This window comes from Pedobacter sp. ASV12 (assembly GCF_016429155.1).
Classification (GTDB): Bacteria; Bacteroidota; Bacteroidia; order Sphingobacteriales; family Sphingobacteriaceae; genus Pedobacter.
On record NZ_JAELUC010000002.1, the window covers coordinates 52,023 to 76,705 of the forward strand.

The window sequence follows — 24,683 nt, forward strand, 5'->3', positions numbered from 1 at the left end:
TAAATTTAGGTAAAAAAGTAAGCCCCGACCATTTGGACGGGGCTTTTTTATGGGTGTATAAGTTGCGGTTTATAACTGAGGCAATATTTTTTCCATTACTTCCATACCTTCGTCTATGTGTTTTTGCTCAATGCATAAGGCCGGACGGAAGCGAATGGTTTGGTTGCCACAACCTAAAAACATCACGTTGTTGTCCATCCCTTTCTGGATAAAGCTGTTGCGCATTTCCTTGCTCGGAAAATCGAAGGCGCAAAGTAGGCCACGGCCACGTACGTTGCTCATCTGAGCGTGTTTCGCAGCCAAGGCTTCTAATCTGTCTTTGAGGTAGGCACCAACCTCGCTTGCGTTTTTGCACAGCTGATCGTCGTGAACAATGTTCAGGATCTGTGTAGAACGAACCATGTCGACCAAATTGCCACCCCAGGTAGAATTGATGCGCGAAGGGACTTTAAATACGTTGGTTTCGATTTCTTCTACCTTTTTGCCCACCAAAATGCCGCATACCTGCATTTTTTTGCCAAAAGCTACAATGTCTGGTCTTGCCTTTTCGCTAAAATGCTCATGGCACCAGAATTTTCCGGTTAAGCCAACGCCGGTTTGCACTTCATCATAAATCAGAAAAGCTTCGTTTTCATCGGCCAATTGGCGCAGTTGTGCTAAAAATTCTTCACGCAGGTGGTTGTCGCCACCCTCCGATTGGATTGGTTCGATGATAATGGCACAAATATCGTCTTTATGATCGGCAAAGGCCTGCTTAACCTGGGCAATTGATATTTCTTCGGTTGAGATAGCCGTTTGAAGATTTTCGCCGGTTAGGGGGAACTTTACCTGCGGTACTGGTATCCTTGGCCAATCGAACTTGGCAAACCATTTGGTTTTGTCGGGCAGGGTATTGGTAAGGCTCAAGGTATAGCCCGAGCGCCCATGAAATGCTTTTTCGAAATGCAGCACCTTAAATCCCTTTTCGGTGGTATAGCCTTTGGCAAAATTCTTCTGCACCTTCCAGTCCATGGCTACTTTAATGGCATTTTCAACAGCCAAGGCGCCACCTGCAATAAAAAAGGCATGTGGCAGGTATGCAGGGATGCCAACTTTGGCAAAGGTGGCTACAAATTCGGCATATTGCTGGGTGTAAACATCAGAGTTAGAGGGGTTGGCCAAGGCCGCCAATAAAAGGTTATGTTTAAAGGCTTCGTCGTTAATCATTTTGGGATGATTATAGCCCAAGGGAACCGATGCAAAGCAGGTAAAGAAATCGAGCAGCTGGCGCTTGTATTTAGAATCGTAAATATAAGCACCGTTGCTTTTCTCCATGTCATAGGTCAGGTCGAAACCATCGGCTAGGATATGTTGCTGCAAAGTTTGGGTTACTTGATCTGGCGCTACACTAAGTTGATACATAAAATTTATATTTTGGTGTTGTCCAAAAGTAACGAAATGTGCCAAATTATCAAATCTGGGCACTTTTTTGAGAAAAAGAGCAAAAACTAGGTTTAAACTGTTTAAAGTATGATTCTAGACAAAAAGCAAAACCGGACTAAACAGATGTGGAAAACTTTTTGGTCGGATTTGCGCCGATGAACCGTTGAGCAAAGCGGAGATTGGGGTTTTAACCATGAAAGAATGAAGGGGTGTGAAGTTGAGTATTGACCATGGACTATCAACCAAAAGCTGTCAACTTAAGGCTAAGAAATGGCTTTGTAAAAGGCATCTTTGTAAACATCGCCCAAGGCAATAACCTGATCGGCAATGTAAATGCGGTTGCGCTCAATGCTGCTGATTTTGTTCAGTGCCACAATAAACGACTTATGCACCCTCAAAAACTGAGAGCTGGGCAATTGTTCCTCCGTTTTTTTCATGGTTTGTAAGCTTGTAATCTTTTCGGTGGGGGTACAAATAACGATGTAGTTTTGCATCCCTTCAACATAAACAATATCGGCTGTGTTTACCCGCACCAGTTTATATTCGGTTTTCACAAAAATATGGTCTGTTTCTTTGTCGCTAGTTGGGCTTAGTGCTTGAGTTTGGTTGCCGGCTGCGAGTGCCTGCAGTACAAATTGGGCTTTTTCGGCTGCTTTATAAAAACGTTCGAAAGAAACGGGTTTCAGCAAATAATCTATCGCGTTGTTTTCAAATCCTTCTAAGGCATATTCGCTATAAGCTGTAGTAAAGATGACCTGGCATTTGGTGCCAATGATCTTTGTCAACTGGAGGCCGCTCAGCTCGGGCATTTGAATGTCGAGGAAAATCAGGTCTATGCCACCCTTCATTACCTGGTTGAGCGCGTCGAGCGGATCGGTGGTGCTATGCGCCAGTTCCAAAAAGGGCACTTTGGCCAAATGATGCTTTAATACATCAATGGCAAGGGGTTTATCATCAACAATAAGGCAGCGGATCATAGTGCTATGTTAAGGTCTACCGTAAAGGTACTATTTTGTTGGTCAATGCGCAGTTGGTGCTTTTGCGGGTAAATGAGTGCCAGGCGCCTTTTGACGTTGGCTAAGCCAATGCCCCCGGTTTTGTCTTTGCCCGAGGTACTGATCTTGTTTTTGACCAGCATGCCGAATTGTTTGCCGGCAATGCTCAATTCGATTTGGATGGGCTCATCCGCATCCTTAAAAACACCATGCTTAAACGCATTTTCGATAAAGTTGATTAATATGAGTGGTGCAATTTTTTGGTCTTTCACCTCGCCCTCAACCTTAAACCCAATAAAGGCTTTTCCTTTTTGCCCGATGCGCTGCAGCTCAATTACGTTTTCCAAATAGGCGATTTCGCGCGCCAAGGGTACATAGGCATCGTCGCTTTCGCGCAACATGTAGCGCAAAAGTTCTGACAGTTTGAGCAGGGCTTCGGGCGCTTCTTCGCTTTGTTGCTGGGCCAGCGCATAAATATCGTTAATGGTATTGAACAGGTAATGCGGATTGACCTGCGATTTGAGAAAAGCCAATTCGGTTTTGAACTGTTCTTTTTCGGCAATCTCCTTCTCCACGCGCATAGTACGCCAGTCCATCAAATAGCTGAGCAAAAGCGCCAAAAAGATGTTGAGGAAGTTTGAACTCAGCACAACCATGGTCGCAAAAGAAAAAGTAAGGTCGAGTTCGTAGCTTTTCCAACCGATTAAAGGGTAAAAATGTTGTTCAAGGTAATAGTACAGCGGTGCAAAAACCAATATGGCGCCTACAAGGGAAACAATATATTTAAAAATGTTGCCTTTTTTAAGGAACAGCGGAATAAGCAGCAGGTAATTCACATAGAAAAAAGCCGCCGCACAGGCCGTTTGGATCAGCTTAACCGGCAAAACAATTCGTAGAAACAAGCCCCATTCGATTTGTGTGCCCAACACGCCGGTACCTAAGGCTACCAATAACACCTGTACAAACACCAATAGCCAATAGCCGATATGCAAATAAATAAAGGTTTGTTTCTTCATGTGCTAAAAATAGGCTAAAAACGATGGTTTTATCAAATGGTTTACATCAAAGGCCATATTTTATTGACAAAAGGCCCATTCATCCACACTTTAGGGCTAAGTTTAAAAAAAGCTTCTCATCAACAAGTTTTGGCCTCTTGTCAATCGTTTTTGTGGCGAGGTTTCAAACCTTTCAACTTTGGGACACCAACAACAACATAAACAGATGAAAAAGCAACTCCTCATTTTCTTTACGGTTTTAAGCGGCTTAAGCCTCATGGCGAAAGCACAAACAAGCTTACAACAAGCAAAAAACATTCAGAAATTTATTCAGGTATGGGGATTGATCAAGTATAAATCGCCCCAAGGCATTGCCGGTAGCTTCGATGCCGACAAGGTTTTCCTGGCAAATGTGGCTGCGATAAGCCAAGCAGACGAAGCATCTTGCAACGAAAAGCTGCTCAGCTTGTTAAACGAGAATACAGCAGGGGTGGAAAAGCCTGGCGTGGCAACCGACAAAGCCTTGTACCTGAACCAAAATCTGGATTATGGCTGGATCAAGGCCTTTCCCAAAAAACTACAAACGGCACTTCAGCTGCTTATCGATTATCGCAATACAAGCGGCAAGCACTATTATATTGCTACCGATGGCAAAAACGTAGGGTTGGTGCCCAACGAAGTAGCTTATGCCGACTATGATTTTAAAAATGAAGCCATGAATTTGCTGGCATTGGCCAAAGCCTGGGCCGTTATCGAGTATTTGTTTCCTTACAAATATGTAATCGGCAAAAATTGGCAAACGGTATTAACCGAATCGATCCCGGTGTTTAAGGCTGTTGATTCGAGAATGACTTATGAAAAAGCCGTGCTGACGCTCGAAAATGCCATTAACGATACCCACGCAGCCGGTATTTTAAGCCAGTTGAAAACCCTGCCTCAACTCTTTAAGCTGGTTTATTATCCACCATTTGATTACGAGGTAAGCCAATGGAAAATCGTGGTGAAGAATATGTTAAACGATTCGCTGGCCCAAGCTTCTGACCTTAAAAAAGGCGACCAGATTTTGGCCATCAATGGTACCGACATCGAGCAATGGCTCAAAATACGCAGTGCCTTGTTGCCAGCCTCAAACGAAGCCGTCAAACAGCGCCACCTATCAACCGATTATAGGGGAAGGGCTTTTGCTTTTGCCGATCTGCCTGCCAAAACATTGACGGTAAAAGTACGTAGAGGCAACAGGTTAATGAATTTGCAATTAGAAATGTTGGAGCGGGGTAATGCAAAACAGGTAGCGCTGATCAATGCTTATTTCAGATCGAAATATAACGCCGAACAGGCTTGGAAAGGATATGAAGAATTAGATGGGCAAATAGCTTTGGTAAGGGCAGGACGTTTTCATGATGAGAGTTTGCCACAGGATGAGGAGGCCGAAATAGCCTTTTCAAAACAGTTGCAAAGCAAAAAAGCCATCATTTTCGATATGCGCGAATACCCCCAAGCTCCCGGACTGTTTTATTATTACCTGCCAAGGGCTTTGGGTAAAGCAGCATTTAATTTTGGTCGCTACTACCGCGCGGCTTTGCAAAATCCGGGTGCGTTTGTAAGCCAAGAAGCCATAGAAACCTTCATGAGCAAAGACATAAAGCCTATAGGGGATTTATATACCGGCAAAATCGTAATCTTAACAAATGCAAATACACAAAGCATGGGCGAGTGGTTTAGCATGATGCTGAGGCAGTTTAACCAAAATACGGTGGTGATTGGCAGCCAAACTGCCGGCGCCGATGGAGACGAAAAGCAATTGAATTTGCCAGGTGGCTATCAGTTTGTTTTTACAGGCAATGGCATTTTTTATCCCAACGGAAAAGAAACGCAGCGAATAGGCATTGTTCCCGACCGCAGGTTTAAGCCAACGATGGCCGAAATCGCTTCCGGCAAGGATGTACAATTGCAAGAGGCGCTTAACTACCTCAACAAAATTAAATAAACCCCAATGCTAACCTTAAGCTAGCCCAGCATTTGGGTTAGCTTTTCCTGCATGCCCCAAATGCCCAATAAGCCACCGGTGTGGATAGCCAATATTTTATCGTCTTTTTTGAAGAAGTCCTTACCAGCTAAATCGTTAATGGCAAAGAACAGCTTGGCGGTATAAACCGGATCTACCAATAAGCCCGTTTGGCTGACAAAAGCTGTCATAAACTTTAAAAGCTGCGGCGTGGTTTTGGCATAGCCCCCGAAAGAATAGTCGGTATGTAAAGTAAGCCTACTCAAATTGGGTTCGTATTTAGCGATTTCGTCGGCTATAAAACCACCGTTTTTAAGTACAGGCACTACATGTAGCTGGGTATGTAGCTGTTGGGCATTAATTCCTTGCAACAGGCCGGCCGCGGTAGTGCCTGTACCAGCTGCACAAAAGATATGGTTGTAGGTTAGGGGCAGTTCGGTGATGATGGCTGCGCAACCCCGTACCGCTTCGGCACTGGCTCCGCCTTCGTCAATAAAATAGGCCGTTTGGTTAGTGGCAAAATGTTTGTCAAACAGGTTCCGCTTATCCTTATAGCTTTCTCTATCTACAAAAATGAGTTGCATGCCAAATAACTTGCAGAGCAGGAGCATTTCGTTCTGTACGGTTTCGCCCCGTACAAAGGCCGTAGACTGAAAGCCATGTCTGGAGGCCGCGGCCGCTGTTGCCACCAGGTGGTTGGAATAAGCCCCGCCAAAAGTTACCAGGTGTTTTTGGCCTCGCTGTTGGGCATCGGCAAGGATATGTTGCAGCTTGCGCCACTTGTTGCCAGAAATATAAGGGTCGATCAGGTCGTCGCGCTTAACCCAAATTGGATGGAGGTGCTCAAAATTAAGGGCCTGAACCGGACTGTAAATCTGCATAACAAAAAAAGCTCCTCCAAAGAGAAGCTTTTTTATCGAGGTTTTAAAATTTTAGGCTATTTGCCAAAACCAAAGCCTATACCTACGTTGGCATAGTCGTACTTGGCTGTGGTGTAAGAGCCGTAAACCCTGAAAAAGGCCATATTAAGCTGAAAGCCTACAGAAGCCCTAAATCCGTCTAAGTTGTTTTTAATGGAAATAGGATCAGTGTAAGTGGTGGTTTGATTGGGATTGAGTGCGGTTGGGGTAGAAAATTCGTAATCGCCTAAAGCTTTTAGGCTAGACGAAGAACTGTTGTAGCCAACGCTGGCGAAAGGGGTAAAAAACAGGAGTTTTTTAGAGATAATGGCTTCGCTATTAAATCCGTTAACTTTGATGTTGAGCTCTTGGTTCGAGTGTTGGGCATTGGTGTTTACCTGCAAAGGCAAGCTGTAGTTTAGGCGGGTAAAGCCTAAGGCAACAGCTATATCAAAAGGCATGAGCTTTTGGCTTTTGCCCATGAGGAGAGGCAATAGTTCTACTTTGGCACCTGCACCAAATAGGTCGATCTTTCCGGCATCGCTGCCCAATTTGATTTTGGGAACATAGCGCAAAGATACATCGATGTTTTTAGGCAAACCCATGGTCAGCTGTATTTGTGGCGAAGGCACAAAATGGATCCCAGTGCCTTGCGGCAGTTTAAAGGTTTCAGTAGTTGGTGTTCCGTTGGCATATAAACGCATGTTGGCACCTTGGCTGTCATTGCCAAAAGCGGTAGGGCCGATACTCGGACCTCCTGGCGTAGCCGGCCTGATGTTCTGCAGGCCCAATGTATTCACATCGTAGGTACGGTCTGCCGTAGGCACAAAAGCTGCGGTAGCGGTAATGCGCAAATCGAAACGCAAAAATCCATTGCTCTTGGCGGTCGTGTTCCAGCCCGAATTTAGGCCAACGCCCAAGCCTTTAAACAAGGGATTCATATAGGCGTTGATGAGTTTGGTTGCATCCTCCGGACCTGATTTAAATAAGCCTTCTACATCTTGTTGGGCCAGGAGCCTGACCGGAAATAAAAATGCGCTTAGGATAAATAAAATCTTAAGCGCAGCTAATTTTGTTTTCATTTTTTCTATATCTGTTTGGTTTTAAGGCCGAAAGTATATCTTTCTAATCAGATAAGGAAAAAAGTTTAAAATAATCTTAACATTTTGAGTAAAGTTTTTCATGCGCCCGCCTATTAGTTCAGTTTTACAACGGTATATCAACAAATAGCGAGCCAATTTGTTTTTTTCGGGATTATCAAATTGTTAATCCTATTTTTGCACCATGGAGAACCATCAAATTGAGCAGGAAGAAGAGCAGGACCTATTTGAGCATTTTAATATTGTTGTTGATAAAGGACAGTCGTTGCTGCGCATTGACAAGTTTTTAATGCACCGTATAGAGAATGCTTCCCGCAACCGTATTCAGAATGCCATTGATGCGGGCAATGTACTGGTGAACAAGAAAACTGTCAAGTCGAGCTATAAAGTAAAGCCTTTCGATGAGATTTCCATCGTATTTGCCCATCCGCCCCGTGATACCGAGGTTTATCCAGAAAATATTCCGATCGATATCGTTTATGAAGACGACGACCTGCTGGTGGTGAACAAACCTGCCGGCATGGTGGTACACCCCGGCTTTAACAATTACACCGGTACTTTGGTTAATGCCTTGGCCTATCATTTTGAACAATTGCCTACCTTGCCCGGCAATGACGGCAGGCCCGGGCTGGTGCACCGCATCGATAAAGACACCTCTGGCCTTTTGCTCATCAGCAAGAACGAAATGACCATGACCAAACTGGCCAAACAGTTTTTCGACCATAGCATTACCCGTAAATATGTGGCGCTGGCCTGGGGCGATATTGAAACAGACGGAAGGATAACAGGCTACATTGGCCGGAGCCTGAAGAACAGGATTGTAATGGACATGTACGATGATGAAGAGAAGGGAAAATGGTCGGTTACCAATTATAAGGTGCTCGAGCGTTTGGGCTATGTCACGCTGATCAGCTGCCAGTTGGAAACGGGTCGTACACACCAAATTCGTGCACATATGCAACATATTGGCCATCCGCTGTTTAGCGATGCCAATTATGGCGGCGACAAGATTTTAAAGGGAACCACGTTTAACAAATACAAACAGTTTGTGGCCAATTGCTTTGAAATCATGCCACGCCAGGCTCTGCATGCACAAACGCTGGGTTTCATTCATCCCAGTACCCAAAAGTACATGGAATTTGAAGCACCTTTGCCGACCGATTTTGAGGCTGTTTTAACCAAATGGCGTAATTACGCCCAACAAGCTTAACCCATGATGTCGCCATACATTTTGCATAACGACGAATTTTTTGCGGCCGATGAAGCGATCATCAAGGCGAGCAACCGTGCATTTAAATTCGGCGATGGCCTGTTCGAGTCGATGCGCATGTGCAATGGCAAGCTGCAATTTGCGGCATTGCACGCCGATAGGCTACGAGCCGGCATGAAGGCCCTAAAAATGGAAGGCTATGCCTTGCTCGATGATTATTTCCTGAAACAGAAGACAGCCGAACTGCTCAAAAAGAACAGGCTTCATGGCAATGTCCGTTTCAGGTTGGCGGTTTACCGCGATGGCGAAGGCCTGTACACCCCGCAAAGCAATAAGGTAGGCTATGTACTGGAAGCCATGCCTTTGGAAGGACCTTTTTATGAGCTGAACAAGAAGGGACTGATTATCGATGTATACGACGAAATTGCCAAACCCATTAACAAGCTGGCCAATTATAAAACCAGCAATGCCTTGCTTTATGTAATGGCGGCGCTTTTTCAGCAACAGCATCGTTTAGACGAAACCTTGCTTTTGAACCAAAATGGGTTTTTATGCGAGAGCATGAGCTCGAACGTATTTGTGGTTTACCAGAAACAGATCTATACCCCAGCACTTTCAGAAGGCTGCGTGGCAGGCGTGATGCGCAATGTAGTGCTACAGTTGGCCAAAACCCATCAATTGCCGTTAATAGAGGCCCAAATTAGCCCTGAAATCTTAAAGGAAGCCGAAGAAGTATTCGTAACCAATGCCAGCAGCGGCATACGCTGGGTAATGGGCTATGGCAAAAAACGCTATTTTAACGAAGTAGCCAAAGTGCTGAACGAAAAGCTTAATCTTTTAGTTGTTCATTAGTTCATTGGTTCATTAGTTCATTGGGGTATTGGTTCATTCGGACATTGGTTTTATAGGAATGCAGGATTGTTTCATGAAAGAAAAACCTGGATTCTCATTGCCTGTAGCTTTCAACTTTCAACTTTTAACTTTCAACTTTCCGCCTTCTGCCTTCTGGCCTGTTGTCTTTCCCTGTTTCCATCGTATATTTTACCTGATTAAATTACAGTTAGCCAAGCATTCTTCGTAAAATTTTAGTATTATTGGTTACACACAAAATGAACCGATATGAAAAAATTACTCATCATCGTGATGGCTTGCTATGGCCTGAACGCTCGTTCGCAAGTGAACGAAAGCAAAAACTACCTGTACCTCTATTCCGATTCTACAATTCATGCACAAAAAGTCCGCTTGCGGCCTAATTTTTTAGGCTCTTGGGTATTAAGTGCCGATTCGAGAAGCGTGCCGCTGGGGCAGGTCAAATTCTTCAACAACGAAAGGGGTTTCTTTGCCAATACCCGACAGCTCAACTTTTTTGGCGAAGCATCGTTTGCCGAGAGGATCATCGAAGGAAAAATCAACCTGTATCAGCAGATTGTTTACCAAGATATACCCTACGATGGGGTTGATTATCGATTTAGTGGCTATAGACGCGAGCCGGTAAGCAGGCGTATGTTCTACAACAAAGGCTTTGCTGATTTGAAAAGGGTTAATTACGCCAACCTCAGCACCGATATGGCCGACAATCCGCAGAGTTTGGATCTGCTCAAAAGCTACAGGAAAAGCATGACTACAGGCACGGTGATGTACGTGGCCGCCGGCGCGGCCATTCTTGCGGGCGTGGTTACTTTGGTTTCTGGCGATCCCTTTAAGCAAAACGGCAGCACCTACAGGGGCATGCCAACCTATAAAGACCGCAACTATACCCCAAGCTTTGTCTTGCTGGGGCTTGGTACGGGTTTAAGCGTGGGAGGCTTTCTGATCCAACGGTCGGGTGCTAGAAACATGGAAAGAGCTATCGACAATTATAACCGGTAGTTTTTGGATCACAGGCAGTGTCGTTTCGGCCTGCCTGTTTTAAATTTACAGGCGCATGCCTCGTAAAAATTCTTCGATCAGCATGCGCTTTTTACCCTCGTATTGTATATCGGTTACCTTTAAAAAACCGTCTTTGGCGGCAAATTTCAAGAAGGTTTTGCCATCTGTTAAAAAAGCGCCAGCAGAAATTCCGGGCTCTTTTTCTTCCAAAACGGCACCGAATATTTTCAAAGCCTTATCATTAAAAGTGGTAAAGGCGGTAGGGTAAGGGCTTAAGCCTCTAATGTGGTTGTAAACCGTTTGGCTAGGTTGGTTCCAATCGATCTTGCAAAACTCCTTGAAAATTTTTGGTGCCATTTTAAGTTCGTCGCTTGCTGGCTGCGGTACCTCGTTATAATCGTTGGCTTCGATGGCTTTTACGGTCCTCACCAATAAATGGGCACCCAAATCCATCAGCTTGTCGTGCAATGAACCTGCGCTTTCGTCGTCGGTAATGGCCACAGAATCAGAAAAGATGATGTCGCCGGTGTCAATTTCATGTTTTAAGAAAAAGGTAGTTACGCCACTTTCCTTTTCGCCATTAATAATAACATGGTTAATTGGGGCTGCGCCACGGTATTGGGGCAACAGAGAGGCGTGCAGGTTAATAGTACCCTTGGGTGGCATGTTCCAAACCACTTCGGGCAACATCCTGAAGGCAACCACCACTTGCAGATCGGCTTTAAAGGCCTTCAGGTCTTCGATAAATGCAGGGTCTTTGAGTTTCAGGGGTTGCAAAACAGGAATACCTTTTGCTACCGCATATTTTTTTACAGCACTTTCACTTAGTTTTTGTCCGCGCCCGGCAGGTTTGTCTGCGGCGGTTACTACGGCAACAACATCGAACTCGGCCTGCAACAGGGCATCTAAAGAAGCAACGGCAAAATCGGGCGTACCCATAAAAACTATTTTCATCAGAATGTTGTTTATTCTCAGCAACCGAAAATCGGGGCTGTTCCATACAAAAATAACTAAAATTCGTTCAAATTTATCTTGTTTCCATGGTTTCAACCGAAGAAGTACTCAGTTCAAGCAGTTTGGTTTATGTTAACCCGGCTATGCCTGGGTTTTGCAGGAAGGGAAAGCCAGGTCATTTTTACTATGAAGATACCCAAGGCAAACGGCTACAAAACGAGGCCGATTTGGCAAGAATCCAAAAACTGGTATTGCCACCAGCGTGGACCAACGTTTGGATTTCGCCCAAAAAGAATGGCTATTTACAGGCTGTGGGTTTGGATGCGGCCGGACGCAAGCAATACCGCTATCATCCCGACTGGACCAGCAGAAAATCAGATCATAAGTACTTCAGGCTGCTTGAATTTGGCAAGTCTTTGCCCAAGGCCCGTAAGCAGGTGTCCAAAGACTTGAGCAGAAAAGACTTCGACCAAAGAAAGGTATTGGCCATCTGTATTCGTGTCATCGAAAAAACACTGATCAGGATCGGTAACGAAAGCTACAAAAAGAACTATGGCAGCTACGGCTTGAGTACGCTGCGCGATAAACATTTTAAGCAGCAAGGCAATCAATCGTTTTTGACTTTTGTAGGCAAGAAAGGGGTAAGTCAGGAGGTGGCATTAAGCGATAAAAACCTGGCCAAACTGGTTAAAAAATGCAAGGATATTCCCGGGCAGGAGCTATTCCAGTTTTATACCCAGGGCAAAACACATCAAGCCGTAGATTCGGGAATGATCAACAATTACATCCGCGAAATTACCGGTAGCGATTTTACGGCAAAGGATTTCAGGACCTGGGGCGGTACCTTGGAGGCCTTGAGGCAATTGGCCCATTTAACGAAGCGTTACCCGGAAATGTCGAAACAAAAGATCATCGTAGAGATGCTCGACTGTGTATCGGGCAAGCTGGGCAACACCCGTGCCGTGTGTAAAAGTGCTTATGTTTATCCGCAATTGCTGGTGGCTTTCGAGGAAGATCGGCTGCAACCTTACCTGAAGCAAATTAGTCAGCCTGATGCCCAAGAGGCCAAAGCCATACAAAACGACGAAAAGGTACTCCTGCGCTTTTTGAAAAAGGCAAGTATTGTTTAAAAATCTGGTTATTTGCGACTTAAGTCTGTAAAAGCCTTTTCGAAAGTCGGCAAATCAAGGCCCAATAGCTTGCCTTGCCTAACCACATAACCTGTTAACGATTCGAGTTCGGTTTGTTTGTTGGCCATAAAATCGCGGTGCATGGAAGAGGTGGCCTGATCAGGCAGGGCTTCGTAGTGCGCCATCGACTTGTCCATAATGTCTGGATCAACAGCAATGCCCTTGGCCTTGGCTAAGGTTGTTACTTCGGTAATCAGCTTGGCCAAAGTTTCGCGATTTGCTTGCAATAATTCCCCCACGGGCTGGTCAAAATAGGAAGTAGCCGTAGCCAGCGATGAAAGAAAGATGAATTTCTGCCAGATGATTTTCGAAATTGTTGAGGTGAGCGTGGCTTCAATACCAGCCGCTTTCAGGAAATGTTGAAGCTGGTTAAGCCGTTCGTCGGTAACCTGGTCTATACCGAAAAAGAGTTTTTGCTGATGGCCAATGTTCTCTACCACACCGGGTTCTTTTATGGCCGAAACGATATACACGCAACCCGAAGGCACGGTGGTTTGGGGCAATAAGCTCCTGATTTTTTCGGCGCCTTCAATGCCGTTGAGCAGAGGCAATATTGTGGTTTGTGGGCCAATGCAGGGTTTTAGCTGGGCAATGATCGTGTCTAGATCGTAGTTTTTTGTACAAATGATGATGTAGTCGGCCAGGCCGATTTCGTTGGCATTGTCGGTAGCCAGGTAAGGCCGGGCAATAAAAGATACTTCGCCTTTGATTACCGTTAAGCCGCGTTCCCTAATTTGTTCGAGATGCTCGCCACGGGCAATAAAAGATACCTGAACAGCGCTGTTGGCGTATTTTTTGGCCAGTAGACCTCCAAAATAACCACCAACCCCACCAATGCCTGCAACAACTATTTTGGTTTGATCGGTCACTTTAACAAGGGTTTAGTACGGTTGATAACTTGCTTTTTGAGCGCTTTTTTAACGGGATAAACAGGTGCTGAAAGTTGCTTGCCTGTTTTATGGATAGAGCAAGTATTTTTTGCGCATTTGCTTGTACTTGCTTAGTCCTGGTTCCCAGCTTGCACGGATTTCCTTTTCAGATTTTCCGGCAATAATTTGCTGCCTGAAGGTATCTACGCCAACCAAGCGCTCAATAGTGCCCATTTCCTTGCTCAGCTTGCTGTTAAAGAAATCTTCTTTTTTGGGCGAGGCTTTGTAGAGTTCGATCAACCAGCTAATGTTTAACATTTTTGTCTTCCTAAAGTTTGAAGTATCGTAATTTCTCAGGTCAAGTCCGTAGCAAACCTGGTCTTGAAACAAGGGCGTTTCGGCCATGCCTTTGATACTGGTTGGTGTATAGGAGAATGCATAAATGCCCTTGTAATAAGGTGCGCCAACTACGGTAAAAGGAAATTGTGTGCCGCGGCCGTGGTTAAGGTAGGTGCCCTCGAACAAACAAGTGCTGGGGTATAATAAAATGGCTTGCGCCGTATTGAGGTTGGGCGAAGGTTTTACCGGCAACTCATAAGGCATATCGTGATTGTAATTGGCATTTTTAACGATTTGCAGCTTGCATTTGAGCTTATCTTTGAGCCAGCCTTCGCCATTCAGCATCTGTGCATATTCTGCAACCGTCAGGCCGTGTACAATAGGAATGGGTTGTAGGCCGATTCCGGATTTGAAACGCGGATCTAAAATCGGGCCGTCTACATAAAAGCCGTTCGGGTTGGGGCGATCCAAAATCATCAGTTCTCTGTTGTTTTGGGCGCAGGCTTCCATTACATGCTGCAAGGTGTTGATATAGGTATAAAAACGTACGCCAACGTCCTGAATGTCAAAAACCATAATGTCTATATCTGCCAGTTCTTCTTTGGTAGGCGTGCTGTGCTTGCCATACAGCGAAACCACTTTGATACCCGTTCTGGTATCAACGCCATCGTCAACATGAACGCCTGCACTGGCATTGCCCCTAAAACCGTGCTCCGGGCCGAAGATTTTTACAATGTTAACGCCACGTTTCAATAAGCTGTCTACCGAGGTCTGCTTGCCAATTATAGAAGTAGGATTAACCACCATACCTACACGTTTGCCTTTTAAGAGAGGCACATATTTTTCGGTTTGGTCGGCTCCGGTTTTCAGTCCCGGTTTTTCGATAGCTTTTTTTGCCTGGCGTTCCTGTGCACAGGCACCTAAGGTTAAAAGGGCAAATACGAAAGTAAAAACAGCGGCAAATTTCTTCATCACATCAGGTTTTTTAAAGATTTATGTGCGAGTTCAAAATTGAATCAGCACTTTTGCTAAGTTACAACTTATTACAAAACTTGAATATAGAATATTTCATTGCGAGGCGGATGGCCATCAAATCTGAGCGGACTTTTTCGAAGCTCATTGTGCGCATAGCGATTGCTGGCGTTATGCTTAGCCTCGCCGTCATGATTCTTTCGGTAGCCATTATCAAAGGGTTCAAAACCGAAATCCAGGATAAGGTACGGGGTTTTATCGGCGATGTTCAGATTTACCGCTTTGATTTGAACGGTTCTTTCGAGAAATCGCCTTTTGTGCCCAACGATACTACCCTCAGGTATCTCAAAAGCAACCATGCCTTGGCTTCCTTCTATCCTTTTGCCACCAAACCAGCTATCATTTCGGCCAATGGCGAGGTAGAGGGCATCAATTTTAAAGGCGTAGATGCGAGTTACGATTGGCAGTTTCTGAAAAAGCACTTGGTGAGTGGGAGCGTCATCAACTTTGCCGATAGTGGCGCTAACCAGATCATGATATCGAGCTATACGGCCAATCGGCTGAAGCTTAAAACTGGCGATAGTTTTCTGATGCATTTTGTACAGAATCCGCCCAAAAAAAGAAAGTTCAAGATTGTAGGTATTTTCAATGTAGGCATCGAAAATATCGACAAGAATTTTGCCGTTGGTGGCATCAATATCATCCGGAGCATAAACAATTGGGCTCCTAACCAGATGGGAGGGATTGAAGTAAAAGTGAAAGACTTTTCTCAACTTAAGGCCACTGCGGATGATGTTTATGCCAATTTGGAGCTCAAGTTGCGATCGCGTTCGGTAAAAGAAAGTACTCCTGAAATCTTCAATTGGCTTTCGTTGTTGGATGTAAATACCAAGGTACTGTTGGTTTTGATGATGATTGTGGGCGTAATTAACATGGTAACGGCTTTGCTGATCATGATTTTAGAACGTACCACCATGATTGGCTTGCTTAAGTCGTTGGGCATGGCTAATGTTGGCATTATGAAGATCTTCCTGTATAATGCCATCTACCTGGTAGGCATTGGCCTGATACTGGGCAATATTTTAGGACTTGGTCTTGCATTTTTGCAACAGTATACGGAAGTGTTTAAATTGAACCAAACCAATTACTATCTCTCCTACGTGCCTATTGAAGTACACTTTATTGATGTGGTACTGCTTAACCTGGCCACCATTGTGGTATGTTTTCTGGTCTTGCTGGTTCCATCATTGCTGGTCAGCAGAATCAGTCCATTAAAAGCCATCAGATTTAAGTAGGCTTTCGTTGGTGTTCTTCACCAACGATTAATAGAATACTAATCTCTTTTATCCATTTTCTGGTTCATGGCTAGCCGATCTATGGCCTGTACCATTCTTTCCACTTTGGCGTCCTCGTTTTTGGCGCCATCAATCCAGCTGATCAAAGCTTGTTGCTCTTCCTTGCTGCACTTTTGGTAGGTTTTAAGGGCCAGAGGTTCATCTGCCAGGCATAAAAGAAATTCTTCCTCGGTGCTTAACGAGTGCTCTGCCCGTGCAACCGTGTTGCTGTACAAAACCAAATCTACCCAAGCGCCTGCTTCCTTGCCAATGTGTTTCCTGATTTCGGCTTTCACCGGTAAAAACAGGTTGCCGTTTTTCATGGGCATTAGGTTTACATTGTCGAGTTGATAGCTGTCTATCCATCCGCTGATTTTAACCATGCCGAAATAGCCTCTTTTTTCTTTCGGTATTTCCGAAATCACGATAAACGTCCAGCCCCCTTTGCCAGGCATTTTGTTTAGAAGGTATTTTTGGTTGATGATTTCGTGTTGCATATGGAAAAGGTTTAGCCGAAGGCTGAACGAAGTTCCGAAAAAATGCCTCGAGATGAAAATGTTTTTTGCTTTGGAACTCAGGTCGCCACTTAGCCTATCAGTTGCTGCCATTAACGTTTTCTTAACCTTCGCCTTACCTTTAACCTATATGGGGTCCCTAGCTTTGGGCAATTCTATTTTCCGTAATCATGAAGAAAACCCTATTTTCCCTCTTGTTGTTCTGTGGTTTGTCAACGATGCTTCAAGCACAAGAAAGCCACGTTATTGTCATCAGCGTCGATGGCCTGAGGCCAGAATTTTATATGGATCCGAGCTGGGCCATGGTCAATTTACGCCAGGCCATGCAAACGGGATCTTATGCCCAAGGCGTTCGTGGTGTTTTTCCAACGGTTACCTATCCTTCGCATACTACGATTTTAACAGGCGTAAAACCATCAAAACATGGCATCTATTACAATACGCCTGTAGAGCCTTTGGGCATTAGCGGCAAATGGTACTGGGACTACTCGAGCATTAAAGTGCCTACCATTTGGAGTGCGGCTAAACAGGCTGGTTTAACTACGGCTTGCGTAGGTTGGCCGGTAACACTTGGTGCGCCTATTACCTATAACCTGCCCGAGTACTGGTATTTGCCCAAAAACAAAGGTGGGCAGAACGACGAAATCAAGGCCTTGGCCGATGTGGCCAATCCCAAAGGTTTGTTTGAAGAAGTACAGGAACTTGCCACGGGCAAACTAGGCCAAGGTGGTGCCGATTTGGACTATTATTCGAGCGACGAAAACAAATCGCGCATGGCTTCTTACCTGATCCAAAAATACAAACCTTCGTTTTTGGCCATTCATATTGCGCAGGTTGATCATTTTGAGCATGAGGAAGGCCGGGAAGGCCCAAAGGTTAGGTCGGCGGTAGCCGGTGCCGACAGGGCCATCAAAACCATTATCGATGCGGCAGAAAAAGCCGGCATTAAAAAGAATACCACCATTATTGTAACTGGCGACCATGGCTTTGTTGACGTACACACCCAGGTTACGCCCAATGTGTTGCTGGCTAAGGCCGGGTTGTACGATCCTGCCCAAAAAGACAGCTGGAAAGCCTATTTTCATGCCAGTGGCGGCTCGGCGTTTCTGCACCTAAAAGATCCCAAAGACAAGGCTACCCTGGATAAGGTTAAATCGATGCTGAACGGCTTAACGGCTGGCCAGCAACGCTTGTTTAAAGTGGTAGATAGGGTTGCGCTCGACAAGGTAGGTGCCGATCCGAATGCAGCCCTGGCCTTAACTGCCGAACAAGGTGTTTCTTTTGGCCCATCGGCCGAAGGCGAGCTGGTTAAGCCTGGAAAGGGAGGCACACATGGTTACTTTCCCGATTTTAAGGAAATACAAACCGGCTTTGTCATTTTTGGCAAGGGCATTAAACCAGGCGTAGTGATCCCGCAAATGGGCGAAGAAGACATTGCACCCATCATTGCCAAGCTTTTGGCCTTCGATTTCCCGTCGGCCGATGGTATTTTGTACCAGGGATTGTTTACGAAATAATTTCTACCCAATCCTTGCTTTGCAGGCCTGCAAACTCCGATCGCAAAGGCAGGTCGAGGTAGGGGTAAGTTACTTTAGAAAGGTATAATCCGGTTGGATGGGCAGGTTCTAGTAAGGCTGGTGGCGTTTTGTTGATCAGGTAGCTTTCAAATTCGGCTACGCTCAATTCGTTCCGGCCAATTTTAAGCAGCTTGCCCATAATGATCCTGATCATCTTGCTCAAAAAACGGTTAGACGAAATATGGAAACGGATGTGATCGCCATTGGCCGAGCTGAATAGTTTGGCATCGCGTACGTAGCAGAGTGTGTGTTCGTTTTTGTCGGGCGAAGTGCAAAGCGCTCTATAATCCTTATACAGAGGTAAAAGGCTGGCCGCTTTTTTCATTTCGGTCAAATTCAGGTCTTTATGCCGGTAAAAAGTGCTTTGCTGACTTAAAAATGGGTCTTTGTAGGTATGCAGGTAATAGTCGTACTGGCGCTGCACGGCATCAAAACGGGCATGGCGCTTTTCTTCAACCTGAATGATGTCGAAGATGGCAATGTTGTGTGGCAATAGGGTATTGAGCCTGAACAGGAGGTCGTAATCCCACGCCTGTGGCAGGTCTACATGGAAAAAAAACTGGCTGGCATGTACCTGCGAATCAGTGCGGCCACAGCCCACAATGGTGAGGGGCGTTTTAAAAATCTGGCTGAGCTTGACCTCGATTACTTCTTGGATGCTATTCGCTTTGGGGTGTTTTTGCCAGCCATTGTAGTAATGGCCGTTGTAGCCGATGTGGAAGAAGTATCTCATGCCCTGCAAAGATACATGGATTTTTAGTTTTCGAAAGACGAGTAATAGCCCTAATCCAAGAGATTCTTGGTAAAAATCTGTTAAGCTAGGGCTAAAACACCATATCGGCTTTATGCTACCCGTTTTACCAATTTCTTTAAAGCCAGGCTGCAGCCATAATGCAGGCCATCGTGCGATACGATAAACGTTACGGCATCCTTAACGTTTTGTAGGCTCAGGCCCGGATAGGTAGAAATGGTGTAAGGCGAATAATTGTCGAATTTGTTGGTTTTGAGATCGGCTTCCAACTGGTCGATAGTACTGAGCAGGTAAGCCTTCATTTGGCTTATTTCTTCATCGCTGAAAGGCCTTTCGGGCTTAGAGCCGTTTTTGTAAAGGTCGATCAAGTGTTCTTCGATGACGAAAGGATTGCCCGATAGTCGATAGCACAAAATCTGCTGACTTACCACCAAATGGCCAACCTGCCAGGCCAGGTTATTGTTAAAACCCTGCGGGATGTGGTTCAGCTCTGCCGTAGAAAGATCGGCAATGATACTCAGTAATTTGTTGCGCGAGGCGCGGATAACTTCTAAAATTTTTTCCATCATTTAATTGTTAAGCATAGGTTTAAAGCGATTGTCTTTGTTTCTTAAGTCCAAGCCGCCCTCGTATACCGATTTGAGGTTGACCAAATAAAACGACCAGCCTCCATGGCAGCCTAAACGGATATATTTTTTGCTGTTGTCGTCGGTAGGGATGTTCTTTTGGGTAAGGGTTACTACAGTATATCCGTTTTCTTGGGCTAAGGTAATGCCTACAAGGCAGTTTCCGGCAAAGGTAAATTCAAAAAAAGTTTGGCCGTCGGCCTGTGTTACCTGGCCCTTCTCCACATCGTTGTAAAGGAACCAGCGCCAAACGTAGCTATGGCCAACTGTGGCCAATTGTGTCGCATCGATAGGTTGGTTATCGCTAGCCAAATAGTCGGCTTCGCTCAAAAACCATTTTTCTATTTCTTTAGTGGCCCAGGCCTTGTAAATGGTTTGCATATCGGCTTTGATAGCTATTCGGAGCGTAAAGGAAGTCCAGTCAAAATTTTCCATGGCTTATTTTTTAGGCTTTGTTTTTTTGCCGTTTCCAAGCCACAGCAACCCATCGATAATCATTTGGTTTTGAATGTCATTGTCGAAAGTGTAGGATAGGGTTTTAACATCTTTGCCGTATTGGTGTTCATAATCCATATCGTTGTGGCCCATGTTTACGTAAATCATCCTGTAGTTTTTGTTGCTCCATACGACCGGATAGTAGCCCGTGTGCCAAATTTCGTATGCTTTAGGACCGGTGCCCAAAGGGAAGCTGGTCGAATCGATGCTGAGCAAAATATCGATGTTTGGGTTTTTGCGCAGGTCTTTTTCCCATCTGTACCACTCGTTGGGTTGCGATTTAAAGGTTTCGGGCAGGTTTTTGGTTGCTGGATGTTTGCGGTTAACCCTCAAGATGGCCGAAGTTGGCCGCCAGGTGTTGCTGCCGTATTGGCCAGTACCTAAAAACTCGTTGTGGTACCAGTTCCAGTTTTGTTCGTAGGCAGAAGGGGTAAGGGCAAAGGCCGAAAAGTGAAAGCCCATCCAGGCGCCTCCGGTTTTCATGTAGTTTTCGAAAGCAAGGCGTTGTTCGGGCTTTTCAGGTCGGGTGTCTAAAAAGAGCACCACTTGGTATTTGGCCAAAAATGCCGCATTTAAATTGTTCCAGTTGGCAGTAGAGTCGTAACTGAAACCGTATTTTGCGGCCATTTTAGGAAACCACTGATTGGCTTCGTGCACATAGCTTACATGGGCCATATCGTTTTTGCCGGTGTAAAAGGCAATGACGTTGAATTTTGATTTTTTTTGCGCGTAGATACTGTTTGCAGATAGGACACAGCAAATGATGAGGGCAAGGGCTAATAGTTTGTTTCTAAAGGATCGTCGCATACGTGAATTGGGGTTAGGGTTCATTAAATAAAGATACTGTTTTGGCACATCAAGAAAGAGCACAAATAAAAAAGCTTGCCAACTTAGCGATGGCAAGCTTATCATGCGGTAATTTTTATTATTTGGCGTTTTTAACGTAAGTGTTGAGCCAAGTGTTCATTTCCCAAAGCATGTGCAGGATGTTTTCCTTGCCACGGTAACCGTGCGCCTCGTAAGGCAGGAACACGAAACGCGTAGTGCCACCAAAGCCTTTAATGGCATTGAACAAGCGCTCGCTGTTGATCGGGAAAGTACCTTGGTTGTCGTCCATTTCGCCGTGGATCAATAAAATTGGGGTCTTGATTTTGTTGGCATAGCTGAATGGGCTCATTTCATAGTACAGCTGAGGCGCTTCCCAATAGGTACGGTCTTCGTTTTGGAAGCCAAAAGGCGTAAGCGTTCTGTTGTAGGCACCGCTGCGCGCAATACCTGCTTTGAACAAATTGGTATGCGCCAACAGGTTGGCAGTCATGAAGGCGCCGTAGCTGTGGCCACCTACGGCCATGCGGTTTCTGTCGCCAACACCCATTTCGCTTAATTTGTTGATGGCGGCTTCGGCATTCAGTTTCAGTTGCTCTACAAAAGTATCGTTGGGTTTTTTGCCGTCTTTGGCCACAATCGGCATTTCGGCATTGTCTAAAATGGCGTAGCCTTGGGTAACGAAGAATAAGGGACCACCAGAGCTGATGGTGGTAAACCGGTCTTGAGAGCCGCGTACCTGAGCCGCATCAGCAGCCGAATTGAACTCACGTGGGTAGGCCCAGATCAATACCGGCAATGGTCCGTCTTTATCTTTGTTATAGCCTTTTGGCAGGTACAAATCGCCTGTTAAATCAATGCCATCGGCACGTTTGTAGGAAATTTTTTGCTTGGTAACGCCATCCAATTGGGTATAAGGATTGGTGAAATTGGTGATCTGCCTGTCGGCAACACGCAAAATCAGGTTTTTGATGAAATAGTTTGGCACGTCTTTCTGGCTTTCTTTGCGGGTAAGCAATACCAGCTTTTGAGGATCTAAAACATCGGTCACCATTTCGAAAGAGCCCGGTTGGCAACGCCAAAGGATTTCCGATTTTTTGGTAGCCAGGTCAAATTTAACCAAGAAAGGCAAATCTCCCTTTTCTGAAGCACCAGTAGGATTGTTGAGCAACAATTTGGTGCCGTTATCGGTGGTAAGGATTACCTGGCGACCGTATTTGTTCTTTTCGGTAACCGGCATACCCGGGTTGTTGTAGGCATCGGTAGTGTTCAGTTCGTACAAGGTTTCTAAAGCTCCGGTACTCGGATTAAAACGGCTTAGTTTCGACGTTTGTTTGATCCTCGAATTTTCCCTAACCAAAGCCAACGAGGCATTGCCCCAGCTGATACCACCATAACGCATTTTGGTTTTCAAAAGCTCTTTTGGAGTACCGTTAAAAGGTGCCGAGAGCGATAAAACCTGATCGTGGTATTCAACATTCTTTTTAATCAAGCCACTGTCTAATGGAACGGCCCATACGATGGTAGCAGGCTCGTCGTCGCGCCAATCGAAACCTCTAGGCACATTTTGAACGTTGTCATAGCCTGATGGACGTACTTCGGTAGAAGGCAAATCGGCCAGTTGCTTAACCACTTTTCCAGTTCTGTCGGTAATGTTTACTACCGAAGGGAAGCCACCCGCCGAAACCAGGTAAGAGAATGGTTTTTTAATGGTTCTTACCATCATGTAGTTTTTGTCGGGCGAGAGCGAAATGCCACTGTAAATGGCTGGTTTGCCAATCGGTGTTTCTACGCCACCTTTGTTTTGTACCAGTTGCGAGGTCGCAAAAAATTCGAATAACTGCTCGTCGAACGGCGATTTGATCAGATCCTGCAACGTAGCACTAGGGGCAGCCTTGCCCAGGTTTTCCTGGATGGTTGGTCCTTTTGGTGTTAACGGACGCTTTGGCGCCAAGCTGGCCGCTTTGGTAGCTACGCGGTAAAGTAGCGTATTGTCGTCAACCCAAGTAGCGCCACCACCCATAATGGCATTTAGAGGCTGCTTGTTAATTTTGGTGGCCTTGGCCGTTGCTACATCGATTACATAGAGGTCAACCCTGTTCTGGGTAGTCTGTGTAAAGGCAATTTTGGTTTCGCTTGGGCTCCAGCTTACGTTGCCGGCATACAAAGGCGTAGGCAAGCCAATAACCGTTGCCGTTTTACCTGTTTTAATGTTTTTAAGGGTAAAATTATTGATGAACGTTTGTCGGCTGGCCGAATAGTTGTTCGGGTTGATGCGCATGCCGGCAATGCGGTATTCGGGCATGGCGAGCTCCTCAACAGAAGGGTAGGAATTGCGCTCGCTGAACAGCATCCATTCGGCCTTGCTGTCTATGCTTACGCCTGGTGTTGGCTTAGCCAACAACAGATCGGCAATTGCCTTTGGAGGCATTTGGTAGCTCACGGCATCCTGCGCATAAGCACTTCCGCCAAGGGCAATCAAGAATAAATTGAGTAGTAGTTTTTTCATCAGCTTTAAGTTGTTTTTAATGATGATGAAGCAATCATGCGCCATTGTGCACGCTGTTTCATTTGAATAAGGATAAGTTTTCGGTTAGGGCTTGCCTAAAATAGGCTCTTAAACTTACACATTGTTTAAATGATTAGCAATTTGTATCAAAAATTTGATGAAATCGGCCTAAGGTTAAATACGGTGCCAAACAGCTTTGATGGGCTGTAGCAAAAAAGCTGGCATGTTTTTGCTTTAACATGCCAGCCTCTTGGGAAGGAATCCAGTAAGCGTCTTGACTTCGGTTGGTAAAACGACTGCTTTTTTTTATGCCTTAGATCTTGGTTAGTGCAAGCAGGGCAATAGCTGGTGTGTGTGGCGTGTTTACCTGTGGAAAAGGACTGATGTTTTTGAGCTGGATGATGTAATTGGTGCCGTTTAGCGTAATTGGCGCCAAGTCTTTTTGGTCTTTGGGCACAGCGCCTCCAATGTAAAGGCTAAGGTTTTTTTCGGAGCCTATGCTCAGGTCTTTGATTTTAAGCGTAACCATTCCGTAGCCTGCCGAGATGCAATCGGCATATAAGGGGCATCGGCTGTCTTGTACCGCGGTTAAAGCAACCGTTGTTATCACCTTGTCGCCTTGCTTAAACTCGTAGGTTTGGGCTTGGCTTACCGTAAACTGTGCGGAAAGGTCTGCCGTTTTGTCTTTTTTGCAGGCGATGGCCATAATGAGCAAGAAAAGTGCAAATAAGCTTCCTGGCAATGGATTTTGTTTCAATGTTTTCATGGAGTTAGGGTTTAAAGCTTGCTTAACATGAGGTAGGCCGTTTTTTCGCCGGTATCGGTACCGCGATAAGGAGTGATGTCTCTGAGCTGGATAATGTAGCTGGTACCATTGATATTGATTTTGGCGAGGTCTTTTTGGGCCTTCGGCAGGTTGTAGCCAATGTAAAGGGTAAGGTTCTTTTCTTGTGCAATGCCCATATCCTTGATAGAAACGGTTGCCTTGGCCAATCCGGCAAGTGCACAAAAAGCATTGGGCGGGCAACGGGTATCTTCGATGGCCGTTACAACAAGTTCGACAGCCGTTTGGCCTTTGGGGTTCAGTTCGATGGGCCTGTTTTGGACAAGGGTATAATTGCCCGAAAGATCGACAGCTTTGTCTTTTTTGCACCCTACCAGTGCAATGGCGATCGCAAAGACCAGTAAATTGGCTTTAAAGCTTGTTTTTTGCAAAGATTTCATGATTTTGG

At 45.3% G+C, this 24,683-nt stretch carries 23 protein-coding genes; 7 read left to right on the forward strand and 16 right to left on the reverse strand.

The genetic code is table 11. The annotated features are described in order from the left end of the window. Nucleotides 1-69: 69 nt before the first annotated feature. From lat to JHD69_RS01180, 3 genes are all read right to left on the reverse strand, one after another. Complete coding sequence (lat, locus tag JHD69_RS01170; RefSeq protein ID WP_199136465.1) at nucleotides 70-1,401, reverse strand: L-lysine 6-transaminase; 1,332 nt, start codon at nucleotides 1,399-1,401, stop codon at nucleotides 70-72. Nucleotides 1,402-1,685: 284 nt separating this feature from the next. Next, nucleotides 1,686-2,399: a LytR/AlgR family response regulator transcription factor gene (locus JHD69_RS01175; RefSeq protein ID WP_199136476.1), complete on the reverse strand. Its 714-nt coding sequence runs from the start codon at nucleotides 2,397-2,399 to the stop codon at nucleotides 1,686-1,688. Further along, nucleotides 2,396-3,433 (reverse strand): sensor histidine kinase, encoded by a 1,038-nt coding sequence (locus JHD69_RS01180; protein WP_199136478.1) that lies wholly within the window; start codon nucleotides 3,431-3,433, stop codon nucleotides 2,396-2,398. Before JHD69_RS01180 ends, JHD69_RS01175 begins: the two co-directional genes overlap by 4 nt. A 205-nt stretch (nucleotides 3,434-3,638) precedes the next feature. Here JHD69_RS01180 and JHD69_RS01185 point away from each other — a divergent pair, with 205 nt between their 5' ends. After that, the gene (locus JHD69_RS01185) at nucleotides 3,639-5,399 is read left to right on the forward strand and encodes a S41 family peptidase (RefSeq protein WP_199136488.1); all 1,761 of its coding nucleotides are present in this window, start codon (nucleotides 3,639-3,641) and stop codon (nucleotides 5,397-5,399) included. A 20-nt stretch (nucleotides 5,400-5,419) separates the two neighbouring features. Here the strand turns inward: JHD69_RS01185 and JHD69_RS01190 are convergent, their stop codons facing one another. Both JHD69_RS01190 and JHD69_RS01195 read right to left on the reverse strand, forming a co-directional pair. Continuing rightward, nucleotides 5,420-6,298: a 1-aminocyclopropane-1-carboxylate deaminase/D-cysteine desulfhydrase gene (locus JHD69_RS01190; protein WP_199136490.1), complete on the reverse strand. Its 879-nt coding sequence runs from the start codon at nucleotides 6,296-6,298 to the stop codon at nucleotides 5,420-5,422. Between the two features lie 56 nt (nucleotides 6,299-6,354). Further along, nucleotides 6,355-7,398 carry a DUF6588 family protein gene (locus JHD69_RS01195; protein WP_199136492.1) on the reverse strand — a complete coding sequence of 348 codons (1,044 nt, stop codon included), beginning with the start codon at nucleotides 7,396-7,398 and terminating at the stop codon, nucleotides 6,355-6,357. A 202-nt stretch (nucleotides 7,399-7,600) separates the two neighbouring features. Between JHD69_RS01195 and JHD69_RS01200 the strand changes: the two genes are divergently transcribed. The 3 genes from JHD69_RS01200 (at nucleotide 7,601) to JHD69_RS01210 (ending at nucleotide 10,495) form a co-directional block, all read left to right on the forward strand. Next, the gene (locus tag JHD69_RS01200; protein WP_199136494.1) at nucleotides 7,601-8,626 is read left to right on the forward strand and encodes an RluA family pseudouridine synthase; all 1,026 of its coding nucleotides are present in this window, start codon (nucleotides 7,601-7,603) and stop codon (nucleotides 8,624-8,626) included. A gap of 3 nt (nucleotides 8,627-8,629) precedes the next feature. Beyond that, on the forward strand, nucleotides 8,630-9,478 hold the full coding sequence (locus JHD69_RS01205) for an aminotransferase class IV (RefSeq protein ID WP_199136496.1): 849 nt from the start codon (nucleotides 8,630-8,632) through the stop codon (nucleotides 9,476-9,478). Between the two features lie 267 nt (nucleotides 9,479-9,745). Then, nucleotides 9,746-10,495 (forward strand): hypothetical protein, encoded by a 750-nt coding sequence (locus tag JHD69_RS01210; protein WP_199136498.1) that lies wholly within the window; start codon nucleotides 9,746-9,748, stop codon nucleotides 10,493-10,495. A 45-nt stretch (nucleotides 10,496-10,540) separates the two neighbouring features. On the opposite strand, the gene fmt is transcribed toward JHD69_RS01210, so the two are convergent. Next, nucleotides 10,541-11,449, reverse strand: a complete 909-nt coding sequence (gene fmt, locus JHD69_RS01215; protein WP_199136500.1) for a methionyl-tRNA formyltransferase — start codon at nucleotides 11,447-11,449, stop codon at nucleotides 10,541-10,543. Between the two features lie 86 nt (nucleotides 11,450-11,535). Here fmt and JHD69_RS01220 point away from each other — a divergent pair, with 86 nt between their 5' ends. Next, nucleotides 11,536-12,579, forward strand: a complete 1,044-nt coding sequence (locus JHD69_RS01220) for a DNA topoisomerase IB (protein ID WP_199136502.1) — start codon at nucleotides 11,536-11,538, stop codon at nucleotides 12,577-12,579. A gap of 8 nt (nucleotides 12,580-12,587) precedes the next feature. Here the strand turns inward: JHD69_RS01220 and JHD69_RS01225 are convergent, their stop codons facing one another. Then, nucleotides 12,588-13,508, reverse strand: coding sequence for a ketopantoate reductase family protein (locus tag JHD69_RS01225; protein WP_199136504.1), 921 nt, complete (start codon nucleotides 13,506-13,508; stop codon nucleotides 12,588-12,590). Nucleotides 13,509-13,595: 87 nt separating this feature from the next. Continuing rightward, a complete protein-coding gene (locus JHD69_RS01230) occupies nucleotides 13,596-14,819 on the reverse strand; it encodes an exo-beta-N-acetylmuramidase NamZ family protein (RefSeq protein ID WP_199136506.1) in 1,224 nt (407 codons plus the stop codon). 80 nt (nucleotides 14,820-14,899) lie between these two features. On the opposite strand from JHD69_RS01230, the gene JHD69_RS01235 reads away from it, so the two are divergent. After that, nucleotides 14,900-16,114 carry an ABC transporter permease gene (locus tag JHD69_RS01235; RefSeq protein ID WP_199136508.1) on the forward strand — a complete coding sequence of 405 codons (1,215 nt, stop codon included), beginning with the start codon at nucleotides 14,900-14,902 and terminating at the stop codon, nucleotides 16,112-16,114. 38 nt (nucleotides 16,115-16,152) lie between these two features. On the opposite strand, the gene JHD69_RS01240 is transcribed toward JHD69_RS01235, so the two are convergent. Further along, nucleotides 16,153-16,761, reverse strand: coding sequence for a YdeI/OmpD-associated family protein (locus JHD69_RS01240; protein WP_199136510.1), 609 nt, complete (start codon nucleotides 16,759-16,761; stop codon nucleotides 16,153-16,155). A 77-nt stretch (nucleotides 16,762-16,838) separates the two neighbouring features. On the opposite strand from JHD69_RS01240, the gene JHD69_RS01245 reads away from it, so the two are divergent. Beyond that, nucleotides 16,839-18,185, forward strand: coding sequence for an alkaline phosphatase family protein (locus tag JHD69_RS01245; RefSeq protein WP_199136512.1), 1,347 nt, complete (start codon nucleotides 16,839-16,841; stop codon nucleotides 18,183-18,185). On the opposite strand, the gene truA is transcribed toward JHD69_RS01245, so the two are convergent. From truA to JHD69_RS01280, 7 genes are all read right to left on the reverse strand, one after another. Continuing rightward, nucleotides 18,175-18,978, reverse strand: coding sequence for a tRNA pseudouridine(38-40) synthase TruA (gene truA, locus JHD69_RS01250; RefSeq protein WP_199136514.1), 804 nt, complete (start codon nucleotides 18,976-18,978; stop codon nucleotides 18,175-18,177). The two genes, JHD69_RS01245 and truA, sit on opposite strands and share 11 nt — an antisense overlap. Before the next feature lie 110 nt (nucleotides 18,979-19,088). Then, the gene (locus JHD69_RS01255; protein WP_199136516.1) at nucleotides 19,089-19,562 is read right to left on the reverse strand and encodes a DinB family protein; all 474 of its coding nucleotides are present in this window, start codon (nucleotides 19,560-19,562) and stop codon (nucleotides 19,089-19,091) included. A 3-nt stretch (nucleotides 19,563-19,565) separates the two neighbouring features. Continuing rightward, nucleotides 19,566-20,057, reverse strand: coding sequence for an SRPBCC family protein (locus tag JHD69_RS01260; protein WP_199136518.1), 492 nt, complete (start codon nucleotides 20,055-20,057; stop codon nucleotides 19,566-19,568). 3 nt (nucleotides 20,058-20,060) lie between these two features. After that, nucleotides 20,061-20,924: a ThuA domain-containing protein gene (locus JHD69_RS01265; RefSeq protein ID WP_199136520.1), complete on the reverse strand. Its 864-nt coding sequence runs from the start codon at nucleotides 20,922-20,924 to the stop codon at nucleotides 20,061-20,063. Between the two features lie 118 nt (nucleotides 20,925-21,042). Beyond that, nucleotides 21,043-23,451, reverse strand: coding sequence for an alpha/beta hydrolase family protein (locus JHD69_RS01270; protein ID WP_233165615.1), 2,409 nt, complete (start codon nucleotides 23,449-23,451; stop codon nucleotides 21,043-21,045). A 313-nt stretch (nucleotides 23,452-23,764) separates the two neighbouring features. Then, the gene (locus JHD69_RS01275) at nucleotides 23,765-24,217 is read right to left on the reverse strand and encodes a hypothetical protein (RefSeq protein WP_199136522.1); all 453 of its coding nucleotides are present in this window, start codon (nucleotides 24,215-24,217) and stop codon (nucleotides 23,765-23,767) included. A gap of 11 nt (nucleotides 24,218-24,228) precedes the next feature. Next, nucleotides 24,229-24,675 (reverse strand): hypothetical protein, encoded by a 447-nt coding sequence (locus JHD69_RS01280; protein ID WP_199136524.1) that lies wholly within the window; start codon nucleotides 24,673-24,675, stop codon nucleotides 24,229-24,231. Between the last annotated feature and the right edge of the window lie 8 nt (nucleotides 24,676-24,683).